Annotated in this window: 15 protein-coding genes; 9 read left to right on the top strand and 6 right to left on the bottom strand. The window is 40.3% G+C overall.

Going from position 1 to position 13,297, the window contains the following annotated elements; all coding sequences use genetic code 11:
• Window positions 1–240 precede the first annotated feature (240 nt).
• From H6G08_RS33350 to H6G08_RS33340, 3 genes are all read left to right on the top strand, one after another.
• Window positions 241–1,911, top strand: a complete 1,671-nt coding sequence (locus H6G08_RS33350) for a SpoIIE family protein phosphatase (RefSeq protein ID WP_190551039.1) — start codon at window positions 241–243, stop codon at window positions 1,909–1,911.
• Between the two features lie 3 nt (window positions 1,912–1,914).
• Complete coding sequence (locus tag H6G08_RS33345; protein ID WP_096645078.1) at window positions 1,915–2,340, top strand: ATP-binding protein; 426 nt, start codon at window positions 1,915–1,917, stop codon at window positions 2,338–2,340.
• Window positions 2,341–2,525: 185 nt separating this feature from the next.
• Window positions 2,526–2,966, top strand: coding sequence for a hypothetical protein (locus H6G08_RS33340; protein ID WP_190551076.1), 441 nt, complete (start codon window positions 2,526–2,528; stop codon window positions 2,964–2,966).
• A 32-nt stretch (window positions 2,967–2,998) separates the two neighbouring features.
• Here H6G08_RS33340 and H6G08_RS33335 read toward each other — a convergent pair whose 3' ends face one another.
• Window positions 2,999–3,424, bottom strand: a complete 426-nt coding sequence (locus H6G08_RS33335) for a nuclear transport factor 2 family protein (protein WP_190551037.1) — start codon at window positions 3,422–3,424, stop codon at window positions 2,999–3,001.
• A gap of 494 nt (window positions 3,425–3,918) precedes the next feature.
• Window positions 3,919–4,440: an orange carotenoid protein N-terminal domain-containing protein gene (locus tag H6G08_RS33330; RefSeq protein WP_190551035.1), complete on the bottom strand. Its 522-nt coding sequence runs from the start codon at window positions 4,438–4,440 to the stop codon at window positions 3,919–3,921.
• A gap of 216 nt (window positions 4,441–4,656) precedes the next feature.
• Between H6G08_RS33330 and queG the strand changes: the two genes are divergently transcribed.
• Together queG and H6G08_RS33320 are read left to right on the top strand one after the other, a co-directional pair.
• Window positions 4,657–5,631, top strand: coding sequence for a tRNA epoxyqueuosine(34) reductase QueG (gene queG / locus H6G08_RS33325; protein WP_190551033.1), 975 nt, complete (start codon window positions 4,657–4,659; stop codon window positions 5,629–5,631).
• On the top strand, window positions 5,606–6,241 hold the full coding sequence (locus H6G08_RS33320; protein ID WP_190551031.1) for an HAD-IA family hydrolase: 636 nt from the start codon (window positions 5,606–5,608) through the stop codon (window positions 6,239–6,241). The genes queG and H6G08_RS33320 overlap by 26 nt, the downstream gene beginning before the upstream one ends.
• A 307-nt stretch (window positions 6,242–6,548) precedes the next feature.
• Here the strand turns inward: H6G08_RS33320 and H6G08_RS33315 are convergent, their stop codons facing one another.
• Window positions 6,549–6,923 (bottom strand): hypothetical protein, encoded by a 375-nt coding sequence (locus H6G08_RS33315; RefSeq protein WP_190551029.1) that lies wholly within the window; start codon window positions 6,921–6,923, stop codon window positions 6,549–6,551.
• 216 nt (window positions 6,924–7,139) lie between these two features.
• On the opposite strand from H6G08_RS33315, the gene H6G08_RS33310 reads away from it, so the two are divergent.
• Entirely contained in the window at window positions 7,140–7,670 is a 531-nt protein-coding gene (locus tag H6G08_RS33310; protein WP_190551028.1) for an orange carotenoid protein N-terminal domain-containing protein, read from the top strand.
• A gap of 158 nt (window positions 7,671–7,828) precedes the next feature.
• Here H6G08_RS33310 and H6G08_RS33305 read toward each other — a convergent pair whose 3' ends face one another.
• From H6G08_RS33305 to H6G08_RS33300, 3 genes are all read right to left on the bottom strand, one after another.
• Window positions 7,829–8,539: an ABC transporter ATP-binding protein gene (locus tag H6G08_RS33305; RefSeq protein WP_199322841.1), complete on the bottom strand. Its 711-nt coding sequence runs from the start codon at window positions 8,537–8,539 to the stop codon at window positions 7,829–7,831.
• Between the two features lie 448 nt (window positions 8,540–8,987).
• Window positions 8,988–9,173, bottom strand: a complete 186-nt coding sequence (locus H6G08_RS37870; RefSeq protein ID WP_096645095.1) for a hypothetical protein — start codon at window positions 9,171–9,173, stop codon at window positions 8,988–8,990.
• Between the two features lie 53 nt (window positions 9,174–9,226).
• Entirely contained in the window at window positions 9,227–10,294 is a 1,068-nt protein-coding gene (locus H6G08_RS33300; protein WP_190551027.1) for a glycosyltransferase family 4 protein, read from the bottom strand.
• Between the two features lie 448 nt (window positions 10,295–10,742).
• On the opposite strand from H6G08_RS33300, the gene xth reads away from it, so the two are divergent.
• From xth to H6G08_RS33285, 3 genes are all read left to right on the top strand, one after another.
• Window positions 10,743–11,525, top strand: coding sequence for an exodeoxyribonuclease III (gene xth / locus H6G08_RS33295; protein WP_190551026.1), 783 nt, complete (start codon window positions 10,743–10,745; stop codon window positions 11,523–11,525).
• A 737-nt stretch (window positions 11,526–12,262) separates the two neighbouring features.
• Window positions 12,263–13,138, top strand: a complete 876-nt coding sequence (locus tag H6G08_RS33290) for an SDR family oxidoreductase (protein ID WP_190551025.1) — start codon at window positions 12,263–12,265, stop codon at window positions 13,136–13,138.
• Window positions 13,139–13,288 (top strand): hypothetical protein, encoded by a 150-nt coding sequence (locus H6G08_RS33285; RefSeq protein WP_190551024.1) that lies wholly within the window; start codon window positions 13,139–13,141, stop codon window positions 13,286–13,288.
• Window positions 13,289–13,297 lie beyond the last annotated feature (9 nt).

Raw genomic sequence — 13,297 nt, 5'->3', positions numbered from 1 at the left:
ATGATAAAAAATCTACAACCCCGAGCAAAATATTTGCGTGCAAAGTGGGTATCTTTTCTATAGGACTTCTATTTGATTTGTGCGCCTGCTAGCCATATACCCTGGAAAGAGCTTTCTTTTCTGGTGGTTATCGCTTGCCTACACTATATGGTGTTGATTTTTGATTATGTCATTATTTATTAGGTGTCATAAAAATAACACTTTTGCTCAATACCAGTATCCAAAAAGTTAAAGTCACATATGACTGAAATCGAGGGAAGCAAACTCAAGCTCATGGTGGTAGATGATGAGCCAGATAATTTAGATTTACTCTACCGCACTTTTAGACGGGATTTTGATGTATATCAAGCCAATCACGCCCTGAGTGCACTGGAAATATTAGACAAAGAAGGCGAAATGGCTGTGATTATTTCTGACCAAAGAATGCCAGAAATGAACGGCACGGAATTCTTGAGCCGCACGGTAGAGCGTTTTCCCGATACAATCAGGATTTTGCTGACTGGTTTTACTGATGTCGAAGACTTGGTAGATGCAATTAACTCAGGTCAGGTATTTAAGTACATCACCAAACCCTGGAATCCTCAACGGTTAAAGGCGCTGGTTGAACAAGCTACTGATACTTATCGCTTAGTCAAAAAAAGAACTCAAGAGTTACGCAGAGCTTTACGGCGAGAATCTTTATTTAATGCGGTTACAACAGCAATTCGCGAGTCTTTAGACTATGACAGTATGCTGCAAAAGATAGTCGCAACTATTGGCGAAACATTTGAAACTACTTGTTGTTTCTTGAGGCCTGTTGAGGGGGATTGCTTAATCCCAGATGTTTTTTCTTATCAAGCTCCTTATTTCAATGCCTTAACAGATACATTTGACCCTAGCTCTTTAATTGAAAAAGTATTGGCAACTCGTCAGTATCAACTGACTCAAGGTACAGATGAGGGGAATCCTTGTCATCAATTAGTTGTGCCATTGTCTTACCAACAACAACTGCTGGCTGTACTGGCTCTGTATCAAAAAGGGCAAGATCATTCTTGGCAGCATGAAGACATCGAATTGATTGCGGGTGTGGCTGAACAAGCAGCTTTAGCCTTGTCTCAGGCAAAACTCTACCAGCGCCTGCAAGAAAAACAACACCAAATTCGCGCTGAATTAGAAGTTGCTCGGCAAATTCAAAATAACCTACTCAGGCAAAGTTTACCTGATATTAAGGGTGCGAAAGTACAAGCTTGCTGCTATGCGGCGCGGGAAGTAGGCGGAGATTTCTTTGAGGTGTTTGTTCATCCCAAAGGCGACTTATGGATAGCGGTGGGTGATGTTTCTGGTAAAGGCGTACCAGCAGCTTTGTTTATGGCTAGTGCGATTTCTGTGTTACGCAGAGAACTATCTCAAGAAACACCAGCTGCGCCAAATATAGTCATGCAAAATCTGAATTATGCTATGTCCGATGATTTGATTAGTAACAATTGCTTTATCACTCTCGTCTTAGCATGTTATACCCCCAGTACTAAAGAACTTGTCTATGCTAATGCTGGGCACATATATCCTTTACTTTGGTCGTCTACGACTGGACTAGAACAACCCCAATATCTCAAGGTTCGCAGCGTTCCCTTAGGTATCTTGCCGAAATGGCAAGCACAGTCTGGCAACTTAGTATTAAATTCCAATGATATATTGCTGCTAACCAGTGATGGAATTACAGAAGCAATGGTATCAAATAGTGTGTTTAAATGTAACAATACCGAAGATAATGGTCAGGTATCTAGCAGATCTATGCTAAATCAAGACGGTCTTTGGCAACTTTTACAACAACAACCGAAACCCCTTTATCTTAGTGATTTATTGACTCGTATCCAGGCAAACAGCCCAGTTCAAGAAGATGACCAAACTATACTTTCATTGGAGGTTTTGTAAGTAATGAAAAGTGAGCTACATGTACCTAGTGACTTGAATTTTTTAAATATTGTCGAAAACTGGTTGTTAGGATGCTTAAAAATCCAGTTAGGAGAATCGGTTGATTGGTCACGACAATCAAGTCGTTTGCGGCTAGCTTTGGTAGAAGCTTACTCTAATGTGGTACGTCATGCCCATAAGGAACAGGCTAATTTACCAGTATTACTGCGTTTGGAATTGAAAAACCGGGATCTTGCTTTGGAAGTTTGGGATTATGGTGAAGGTTTCGATATGTCTACCTACTTTCCACCAAATCCTCTGGAAAAACAAGAAGGAGGCTATGGTTGGCTAATTATGAATCGGTTAATGGATAAGGTAGAGTATCAGTTACAGGTAGATGGTGCTAACTGCTTGAAGTTAGAAGCTACTTTACCAGAACTAGTAAGTTAAATTTTCTGCCAATATTGAGAAATGTAAACGACACTGATAACTTTTGCTAAATTTATTTGATTTATTAGTGTTATTTATCGGACTATTAAGACTTAAGGTAGGACTTGCGATCGCATCTAGCATCGATCAACCATGCTAGGTGCTAAAACTTACCTCAAATGAAGTCTTAAGTCATGTTTCTTCCTATGGAAGCTTTATTTTGTTTGTCACCACGCTATCGCCTTGATGATGAATTACCTTGGCTAGAGGGAATTGACCCCAGTCGTCACTATTGGGTTGCAGTGAATGGCAACAGTAATTTAACAGTAGCTATTCCGGGATTAACAGTATCTAGCAAAAGTGAACTGAAGCAAGCTATTGAGCGCTTCCGCTCTCTAGAGCCTGGAGAGCAAATGACTTTGACTAGAATTGCCAGTGATTGCCAAATTCACTGTGTTAGCGATCATTGTTACGCAGTAGAAGATGAAATCAATGGCGCACCAGTATGGCATTTATTCGATCGCGAAACTTTAGATAGTTTGTTGATGACAGCACACCCCGATTGGCAATGTGCGCCATCTGATGTGGAATTAGGGAGAAAATTGTTATTCAGAGCTTTTCAGGAAACAGCAGTTTCTCAAAGCTAAGAAAATTAAGATTTTAATTGGCTGTTAGCTGCTTAATCGCGACGCATAGCCAGTAACTCTTGCGGCGAAGCTAGGAGTTTAATTCTAGTTTCTACTATTTGTCTTTGCTGGTTGAGAATAAATAGCCATAAGACGTTAACGCCACACCAGGATGTGAAAGCTTTTCCAGCTACCTGGACTTGAATTTGTGCGTTAGGTAAAATTTCTGTGATTCCTCGCTGTGGCTCGGCTTTGATACCTTGAGCTTCTTGTTCTAGATAGGTTGCGATCGCATCTGGCCCGACAAAACCAGATTCAAATGGCGGATACATGATACCATCTTCAGCAAACAAGGCTGCTGTGGCTGTAAATTCTCCGGCGTTGAGGGTTTGAAAGTACCGCGCAATTGTGGTTTCTGTAATTCCCTCGATAGAAAATTCTTCTGTTTTTGTTGTCGCTTTTAATTCAGCAGCTGTCATAAAATTACCTTTGTTAGACTAGCTAAATATCCATCTTGATTACAAAGCCAGACAAAAAAAAGCTGCTATTGGTATATATTGCTTTGTTATTGGCAAGTCTTTCTCCGGATGGAGGCAAATAACAATTCAAAATTCAAAATTCAAAATTCAAAATTCAAGACATTTTCAGTCTGGGATTTAAACCCCCACTGAAAATCTACTAGGTATCGGCTAAAGAGTCTTAAACCCTTGAATGTAGGATAATTAATAATTCGTAATAGTTTAACTTTACTCAGTAATTAAATAATCCGCAAACGCTAGACTTATATGGATCTTGGCGTGACGTTTGATGTAGTTTTAATAAGTTATCTATGTTTCTCGCTAGGGATCTGAAAAATAATAATTCACTGATGCTAGACTGCTCTGTGATTTTTAATATACCCGTAGGTTGGGCAATGTTCTCCAAATTATAATCTGGCGAACATTGCCTTTCTTAGTTGCAAATTGCGAAAAGTTTAGTCAGCGAAAGGGTCAATACCCATGTCGGAGACTACCTTGCGGAAGACTGTGATTTGTTGACCAAAATCTAGCTCTCTCAGTGTTTTGAGTACTTGTGCAGCATCACGAGAAATTTGATAGCCTGCTGGTACAGGTATAACTGTTCCTTGAACCATTAATTCTGATAATTCATACCAGAAAGCCAACTTAGTATTGGTACCGAGAACGCCATAAGAACGAGAAAATTGAGTATTTCTTTTAGCAGCTAGGTCGCGCATTACCTCTAACTGCTGCGTATGAGACATTTGTTTAATTTGTTGCAGCAGACCTTCTGCGAATTGTAAACGAGCTGCACCGGTAGCAGCTGGGGTGATGGAACGTCCCATTTCGGTGTATGCGTACCACAGTACTGCTAGTTGGTCATCTACATTGAGGCTTTTAAATACAGCAATGCTGGAGGTAACAACATCACCTGCTTGGATGCTGTAATTGAAAGCTGAAGAAAAACGGGTTGAGGCTGAATCAGAAGTGAATGTCATGATTGCACCGCAGTCAATTTTATAAGTTTTCTGCAAAATAGTAGGAGGCGTGCATCACTCTGGGTTGCTTGTCCTCTTGATGTACATATTGCAGCATTTCTTAATAAAACGCAAATAAAAGTTACAAATGGTATGGATAGTAAATTAAACACCAAGGTATTGACTGTATAGAGTAGAATTGAAGTGCCGCCATTAGGCAAAATTTATATAAGAAAAATGAATAACTCTGGCATAACCACGAGTGATGTGGTAAAGAAAAAAGCTCAGGAGTTGGGATTTCACAAGGTAGGGATTGCGGCTATAGATGAGGTAGACGAGATAGCAGCGCAACGTTTACAAGCATGGATAGCCTTGGGTTACAACGCCGATATGGGATGGATGGCGAACCCCAAGCGTCAGGATATACACTTAGTGATGCCAGAAGGGCGATCGCTAATTTGTGTAGCATTAAATTACTACACCCCACATCAACGTCCAGAAGGTGAGGAATACGCCAAGATTTCCCGTTATGGTTGGGGGAGAGATTATCACAAGGTGATGGATAAAAAACTCAAGGCTTTGACTATCTGGTTGCGATCGCTAAATGAAGATGTGAAAGCGATATATTATGCAGATACAGGCCCGGTACAGGATAAAGTTTGGGCGCAAAAGGCTGGGATTGGTTGGATTGCCAAAAACGGGAATGTAATTACGCGAGAATACGGTTCTTGGGTATTTTTAGGGGAGATTATCACTAATTTATCATTAGAGAGCGATCGCCCCGCTACGCAACATTGTGGTACCTGTACTCGCTGTTTGGATGCTTGTCCTACTGGTGCAATTACTAGTCCTTATGTAGTAGATGCTAATCGCTGCATTGCCTATCATACAATTGAAAATCGCGCTGAAACATTGCCTGAAGGCGTCCAATCTCATTTAAATGGCTGGGTTGCAGGTTGTGATATCTGTCAAGATGTTTGTCCGTGGAATCTCCGTTTTTCTCAGGAGACTGATGTGGCAGAATTTCATCCTTATCCTGGGAATGTGGCACCGAAGCTGATAGAATTAGCAGAAATCACAGATGAGGAGTGGGAACGACAATTTCCAGCATCAGCTTTGCGGCGGATTAAACCAGAAATGTTACGACGTAATGCCCGTGCTAATCTAGACGCATCCAGGCAACAGAATGACTCAGAAAGTAATTATCTTTGATTTTGATGGCACGATTGCAGATACATTAGATGCGCTTGTAGGTATTGCTAATCGTTTCGCTTTAGAGTTTGGTTATGTGCAAATTTCTCCCCAAGAATTAGCTTTGTTGAGGAATTTAACATCAAGGGAAATTATTAAATATTCGGGTATTTCGGTTTTGAAGATACCTTTTTTAGTTAAAAAGGTGAAATCAGAGTTAAAAAATAAGATTCACGAATTTAAACCTATTTCTGGAATTCAAGAAGCATTGATAGAACTCAAGCAGCATGGTTACAAACTGGGGATTATTACTTCTAATTCTCAAGATAATGTAACGGAGTTCCTAAAAATTAACGATTTAGCGAGTTTGTTTGATTTTATTTATTCAGGTGTGACAATTTTTGGGAAAACAACAATTATCAATAATGTGTTGAGACAAAAGCAGATTAAACCCCAACAAGTTATTTATGTGGGCGATGAAACTAGAGATATAGAAGCATCGAAAAAAGCTAATATTAAGGTGATTGCAGTAGGTTGGGGTTTTAATTCACCAGAAGTGCTAGCGAAACAAAAACCTGATTTTTTGATTCATCATCCTAGCGAACTTTTAAATGTAATTCGTAATTCGTAATTTTTAGCGAGGTGTATTAGCTGTTGAAATTGCAAATTGTATATAGGAATCCGCTTGAATTCGGTGAAATTATTTGTGTAGGAGGGGAACAGGGAACAGGAAAGAAGGAATCAAAGTGTATTGAGTTTTTTCAAAAATAAAATAGTAATCCTATATATAATTCCTGTTTAAATAATAAGATAGGTGGGCAATGCCCACCAGAAAAATATTGAGAAAATATGGAGATTATTTCAAATTTTCCACTGAATTGGTATATTCGTAATTACGTAATGGTAGTTTTTAATTACGAATTACGAATTACGAATTATTAATTTTTTGCTTGCCCTTTTTCTAAAGCTTTTTGCACCAAATCGTCATCAATGCTGGCTACACCTTCTGTTCTAGAACCTGCGACATCCTTAGCCATATCTGCATAATCATCGGGATTACCAGTTGGTTGGGTTTCTAATCTAGTTTCTTCTGGCTTAGGAACTTCCAATTTAGGTGCTGTTGCGGCTGCTGCGGCTTTTGCGCCTTCACCTGTGCGATCAATTTCACTAACGCTAAATTGCTGTGCTGCGGCGTAATCAGCTTCAAAATCTACTGTTGGTGCTTTTTCTTCACCAGCAGCGATGTTTTCTGCGGCTAACTGTGCGTCATGGGTAGGAGCTTCGTTAACATTAGGCTTAACTTCATCAGGCATAAATTTACTCCTCAGTATTTTTTCAATTGCTGAGGTTATCGTATCAAAGCGATCCCCAATCTTCTTGGTTCCTTTAGAGATATTCTTACCTCTATGAATAGGTAGATAAAAACTGTAAATTGCTATAAATTAATCTCTTTCTCTTGGCAGTGGATTCTGATTATTAAATTCTGTTAACCCTAAGTTTGGTATGTTAAATTGCTTTGGAGATAAATCATGACTGCAAGCCAAGATAAAAGCGTTTCACAAGCTTTAACTAATGAAACTCAAAAAGTAGTTGCGGATTTTAATAGCTTAGATACGGATGCTAAATTAGCCTGGTTTTATTTTGTTTATGAAAAAATGGGAGATTCCATTACTCCGGCTGCACCTGCTGCAGCAGAACCAAATTTAGCACCTATTTTGCTAAATGATTATTTAGAATTATCTGATGATGAACAATTAGCAATTATGCGGCAAATTGTTAATGGTGAAGCTAGCGATTATTCTCGTGCTTATGGTGCGTTAAAAGAAAATAATCAGCTTTTCGTTTGGTATGTTTGGGCGGAAGCAATGGGCGATAAGGTAGTTGATTTACCTGAAGATTATGATACTACAGATAAAATTGACAATCTGCTTTCTCAACTAGAAGGATTAGATTTTGAGGCGCAAATGTCTGTGCTGCGGACAATCGCATCCCAAATGGGCTACAGTGATGTCAAACCTGTAGAAACCCAAGCACAGACAGGTAAAACACCTAGCTTGTAAGCTATTAGGACTTACGCAGTGTCAGATATTTTTCATGCTTTTTGTCAATGGTCAATAGTCCATAGTCCAAAAACTTGAATTTTGACCATTGACTTTTGACTTTTGACCACCCTTGTGAGGGTTTTTGTGTTCGGTGCGTAAGTCCTAGCTATTTGCCACTAAGATACAGCCATGTGATTTAAATCTGCTGGGGTGAGGTGGGAGTGAACGACTTCACCATCGCGGAACCAGACTATACGCTGAGTTTGACGGGCTACATCTGGTTCGTGGGTAACCATGACAACTGTAATTCCACTGGCGTTTAATTCACTAAATATATCCATGACTTCTTGGGTAGTGCGGGAATCGAGTGCGCCAGTGGGTTCATCAGCAAGGAGAACAACGGGACGGTTGACAATGGCACGAGCGATCGCTACTCTTTGTTGTTGTCCCCCTGATAGTTGGGTGGGTTTGTTATTGAGACGCTTTTCTAAACCAACTTTAATTAAAGCTTCAGTAGCGCGATCGCGTCTTTCTTGAGGATTGATTCCTGCATAAGCCATTGGTAAAATGACATTTTCTAGGGCTGTCAGTTGAGGTAATAAATGGAATTGTTGAAAGACAAACCCTAGTTTTTTATTGCGAATATGCGCCAAGGCTTTATCGTTCATTTGCGCGACATCGACGTTATCTAAATAGTAGCTTCCAGAACTGGGGCGATCTAAACAGCCGATAATATTCATAGCTGTAGATTTACCAGAACCAGAAGGCCCCATAATTGAACAATATTCACCTTCATCAATAGTCAAATTCACATTATTAAGTGCTTTGACTTCTGTTTCTCCACTACCGTAAATTTTAAAGATATTTTCTAAACGAATAATTTTCATTTGTCAATGGTCAATGGTCAATAGTCAATAGTCAATAGTCAATAGTCAGCGATGCACTGAGCTATGAGCTTTTTTTTAAGTCTACGGAATACTCACCGGTGTTAACTTAAGGTGAAACCACCATTTTATCTAGCTCCCATGCAGAGCGTGGGAGCTACAATTATGAGGCTCCGCCTCAATTTATCAGTCTCTGAAGCGGAGCCTCGCAATATACATTTCCAGCCGGAGGTTGGAAAAAAGATAGAGAAAGGTGAAACAATTTTGGATTTTAGATTAACCCCATGCATAAAGTCAGGGGTTTGTCAATAAATTGTTAGATTTTGGATTTTAGATTGATTACCCGAATTTATTCGGGAGCTTGTCACCTTTTTCAATTTTGAATGAGCGAATCTTTAATCCAAAATCCAAAATTTAAAATCTAAAATTCCGTTAGTGTGGGTAGTTCAGATTATGAATTGGCCGTCGGTTGAGGAAGTACTCCTGTATTTCGGGTTTCTGCATTAGATAACCGACTCAAAGTTAATAGCGGTACCTCTTGTCGGCAAGATAGACAAAACCAATAAACTTCACTATGCCGAATATGGCGCAGGAGGGAACCACCACAACATGGACAGGTGTTGCTTCTCATACTCATACCGATGTCCTCCTATAAAGAAATGTTGTAATACTCACAAAAATTTTGTTTGATTAAAACTGGATTTTGGCAGCATGGATGTGCCCATTTAAATCTACGCGCGCCTGAATAATTTTTTCGTAGATTGCTTCGTAACCGTTCACCATTTGGGCAACACTAAATTTGTTTTCTACGTATTGACGACAGGTTTGGCGATTGAGTTTTAAAGCTTGCGGAATTATTTCTGCCATTTGCTCATAGTTTTGGCAGATAAAACCTGTTGCCCCATGAGCAATAACTTCTGGTACTGAACCGAGATTCATTGCAATTACTGGCGTACCAGTTGCCATTGATTCAATCATAACTAATCCGAAAGGTTCTTGCCAAGCAATCGGGAAAAGAGTGACAGCAGCATTGCCTAATAGTTCAGCTTTTTCATCATGGTTAACTTCACCGAGATATTCAATTTGCTGACCATCTATATGGGGGGCAATTTCTTGTTCAAAAAACTTTGAGTCTACTAAATCAATCTTTCCTGCCATCTTTAAGCGCCAACCACTTTGTTTCGCAATGGCGATCGCATGGTGGGGCCCCTTGTCGGGGGAAAAGCGGCCTAAAAATGCTAAATATTCTGGTTCTTGGGGTTGCTTTTTAAAGGGGTAATCTTCTGGATTAATTCCGTTGTAAACAGTGCCAAAATAGTTTAAATCTATTTGTCGCTGTGCGTCACTAATACTGATGTATGGTTGTTTTTTATGGTGACCAAAGGCTATACGGTTATCCTTGGTAAAGCTGCCGTGGAGTGTGTGTACCGTTGGTGTTGATACTAAACTCGCTAAAGACAGTGCCGATATTCCTACATGGGAATGAATAATATCGAATTCTTGCGATCGCTGGTAAACCTGACTAAGTTCCAGCATTTCATACACTGCATACTCTTTGACATTGGGATCTAAGCGTAAGGCTCGTGGATAAACTGCTTCTAAATTAGCCAAAGTTTGGGAATCGCCAGAGGCGAATAAAGTCACTTCATGACCGCGACGAACTAATTCATCGGTCAAATGACTCACTACCAGTTCAATTCCTCCGTATGTTGGAGGTGGAACTCTTTCCCATAAGGGGGCAACTTGAGCTATTTTCATATGTCTTGGTTCAGCCGATTCAATAATTCTCTTGAAGAGAACTTATGTTTAATTTGAGGGCAAAGATTTATACTTAAATATTCTGAAATTTATATTAACCAAATCTATGCCCGCAACTGGAATATCGGTTAACCGTACCGTTTAAACAGCACCAACAAATTTCAGAGCATCAGCGATCGCCTCAGCCGACTACAATATAAAGATACAATCAACTGTAACTCCTTCCATCTATCTTGGGGATCATTGAGACAATTGCCTATTCTGTAACTTAACCTACTGATTTAAAAAATTTGTAGCTCAAAATACTAAAGTTTACTTTGGGATCAATTCTTCTCAGGGATGATTTAGTGAAAAATGGCTAAAACTATAGGACAGAGACAAATATTAAAAAAAAATAAAAACCATTTAATTAATAATTAATTAATGAATTTATGTAAATATTGCTGCAATGAAAATCGCCACTTGGAATGTTAATTCAATTCGCACTCGACTAGAACATGTCACTGCTTGGTTAAGCCAAAATCCGGTGGATGTACTTTGCTTGCAAGAGACAAAAGTTGTAGATCGAGATTTTCCGCGATCGCCATTTGAAGAACTCGGTTACCAACTCTATTTTTCTGGGCAAAAATCATATAACGGCGTAGCTTTAATTAGCAGTCAACCGCTCTTGGATGTAAGTATGGGGTTCACACCAATCGTGCCCAATTTACAACCAGAATGGGATGAACAAAAACGAGTAATTACGGGAATTATTGATAATGTGAGGATTGTGAACCTATATGTTCCCAATGGTTCATCTATAGGTAGCGAAAAATACGAATATAAGCTGCGATGGTTAACAGTATTACGTCAGTATTTGCAACTCTTATTAAAATCTCATGAGGCAATTTGTGTTTGTGGCGACTTTAATATTGCTTTAGAAGCCAAAGATATTCACGATAAAGTCAAAGCCGAAACTCACATTATGTCATCGGAAGTCGAACGGCAAGCGCTGAGGGATGTATTATCATTGGGATTTGCTGACGCTTTTCGTAAATTTAACTCTGAAGGCGGAAATTACAGTTGGTGGGATTATCGCGCCGCATCTTTTCAGCGCAACTTAGGCTGGCGCATTGACCATCATTATTTAACACCCGTTCTTTACGAGCGTGCTACCAGCTGCATTATCGATGTAGAACCGCGAAAATTAACCCAACCTAGCGACCATACGCCAGTGATTGTGGAATTTTGAGTATCTGCTGCAGGAAAGGTATTTTTTCGTGAGGACTTCAAGTTACAAATGAGAACTGAAGTCCTTATACCAATTTAAAAAAAGAATGCGACAGATGCGTAGGTTGGGTTGAACGAAGTGAAACCCAACATATACAAGGCTTTGGGATGTTGGGTTACCCTTCGGGAAGCCGCTCCGCGTCTACGTTCCTCAACCCAACCTACATTTGTAGCGATCATTCTTCAAATTGGTATTACTAGTGAGTGCAAAAATTTTGCTGGGTTGCTAGATCCCCGACTTCGCCGAGGATACAGCTGGTGAATTAGGGGTAAGACCCCTCGCTTATCCCGAAATCCCGCCGTCACCCTAGAAGGGTGCGGCTAACCGGACAAAGCCTGCCTCCGCAGGCTAGAGAAATAGAGCCTGCGGAGGCAGGCTTTGTAGCATTAGCCCCAGGCTTATAGCCTGTGGGCGGTGTGTCGGGTAAGCGAGAGAACAGTTTATATCAAGTGTTGATGGGTCAGACCCATCATTCGCCAGCAGTATCCTCCGAGAAGTCGGGGATCTGACTAATGAGACAGACCACTACGTTTAATCATTTAATGATTGATGGAGAGCGATCGCCACAAAAATCACCAGAGACTGGAAATATTAATATATATAAGTATGCTCGTGTAGAATAGCCGATTTCCGGCTCTAGCAGATATCTAGGTTTTCAACAACGCAAAAGACTGAAAGTATTTATATTAGGTCATTTTATGATTCTAGTCACTGGAGCAACAGGGGGAATTGGTCGCAGAGTCGTGCGACTTTTACGCCAACAAGAGAAGCCAGTCAGAGCATTTGCACGCCTCAGTTCTCGTTACAGCGAATTGGAACACCGAGGAGCGGAAATTTTCATTGGTGATTTACGGCGAGAAAAAGATATTCAGCAAGCTTGTCGGGGCGTGGAATATATAATTAGCACTCACGGATCTGGGGGCGATGCCTTATCCTTAGATTATCGTGCCAATATAGAACTGATTGACCAAGCCAAAGCTAACGGAATCAAACATTTTGTCTTCATTTCTGTATTAGGAGCCGATCGCGGTTATGAAGATGCGCCTGTATTTAAGGCTAAACGCGCAGTAGAAAAATATCTCCAAGCTAGTGGCGTGAATTACACTATTTTACGTCCGGCTGGATTAGCATCTAACTTGCTAACATTAGCAGAAAGGTTTCGCGAAACAGGGTTGTATTTGCTGATTGGCGATCCCAAAAATCGGACTTCAATTGTCAGTACCGATGATTTAGCCAAGATAGCGGTGGATTCTTTGACAGTTGAAGGCGCACAAAACCAAACTTTAGCCGTAGGAGGGCCAGAAATTCTCTGGCGTGGGGATATTCCCCAAATTTTTGGTCGCATCTTCAACAAAGAACCGGTTGTGATTAATCCGCCATTGTTTGCTATTGATGGGTTGCGGGGTGCGTTAGGTTTATTTAATTCCCAAACACAACAAGCTTTAGGAACCTACCGGACTTTGCTCGCCAATGAATTTTTCTGCACAAAAGACGAAATCTCTAATTTAGAAAGCATTTTTGACTTTAAATTGGAGACTTTAGAAAATTTTGTGCGGCGTTATTTAGCAGTGTAAATGGCTAGGGCTGGGGTAGTAGAGAAAGCGGAGGGAGCAGAGGGAGCAGAGGAAGCAGAGGAAGCAGAGGAGAAATACAATGCCCAATGCCCCATGCCCCATGCCCCATGCCCCATGCCCCATGCCCCATGCCCAATGCCCAATAACTAACAAAATTGT

The organism is Calothrix anomala FACHB-343, assembly GCF_014696435.1.
GTDB classification, from domain to species: Bacteria; Cyanobacteriota; Cyanobacteriia; order Cyanobacteriales; family Nostocaceae; genus Aulosira; species Aulosira anomala_A.
This window is presented reverse-complemented; position numbering and strand designations above follow the sequence as displayed.

What these genes read in the sequence shown, in the direction of transcription:
- H6G08_RS33285 (WP_190551024.1), top strand. Translation starts at nt 13,139, where the DNA reads ATGGCTAGGGCTGGGGTAGTAGAGAAAGCGGAGGGAGCAGAGGGAGCA.
- H6G08_RS33310 (WP_190551028.1), top strand. Translation starts at nt 7,140, where the DNA reads ATGACTGCAAGCCAAGATAAAAGCGTTTCACAAGCTTTAACTAATGAA.
- xth (WP_190551026.1), top strand. Translation starts at nt 10,743, where the DNA reads ATGAAAATCGCCACTTGGAATGTTAATTCAATTCGCACTCGACTAGAA.
- H6G08_RS33305 (WP_199322841.1), bottom strand. Translation starts at nt 8,539, where the DNA reads ATGAAAATTATTCGTTTAGAAAATATCTTTAAAATTTACGGTAGTGGA.
- H6G08_RS33335 (WP_190551037.1), bottom strand. Translation starts at nt 3,424, where the DNA reads ATGACAGCTGCTGAATTAAAAGCGACAACAAAAACAGAAGAATTTTCT.
- H6G08_RS33340 (WP_190551076.1), top strand. Translation starts at nt 2,526, where the DNA reads ATGGAAGCTTTATTTTGTTTGTCACCACGCTATCGCCTTGATGATGAA.
- H6G08_RS33345 (WP_096645078.1), top strand. Translation starts at nt 1,915, where the DNA reads ATGAAAAGTGAGCTACATGTACCTAGTGACTTGAATTTTTTAAATATT.
- H6G08_RS33300 (WP_190551027.1), bottom strand. Translation starts at nt 10,294, where the DNA reads ATGAAAATAGCTCAAGTTGCCCCCTTATGGGAAAGAGTTCCACCTCCA.
- H6G08_RS33330 (WP_190551035.1), bottom strand. Translation starts at nt 4,440, where the DNA reads ATGACATTCACTTCTGATTCAGCCTCAACCCGTTTTTCTTCAGCTTTC.
- H6G08_RS33320 (WP_190551031.1), top strand. Translation starts at nt 5,606, where the DNA reads ATGACTCAGAAAGTAATTATCTTTGATTTTGATGGCACGATTGCAGAT.
- queG (WP_190551033.1), top strand. Translation starts at nt 4,657, where the DNA reads ATGAATAACTCTGGCATAACCACGAGTGATGTGGTAAAGAAAAAAGCT.
- H6G08_RS33350 (WP_190551039.1), top strand. Translation starts at nt 241, where the DNA reads ATGACTGAAATCGAGGGAAGCAAACTCAAGCTCATGGTGGTAGATGAT.
- H6G08_RS33290 (WP_190551025.1), top strand. Translation starts at nt 12,263, where the DNA reads ATGATTCTAGTCACTGGAGCAACAGGGGGAATTGGTCGCAGAGTCGTG.
- H6G08_RS33315 (WP_190551029.1), bottom strand. Translation starts at nt 6,923, where the DNA reads ATGCCTGATGAAGTTAAGCCTAATGTTAACGAAGCTCCTACCCATGAC.
- H6G08_RS37870 (WP_096645095.1), bottom strand. Translation starts at nt 9,173, where the DNA reads ATGAGTATGAGAAGCAACACCTGTCCATGTTGTGGTGGTTCCCTCCTG.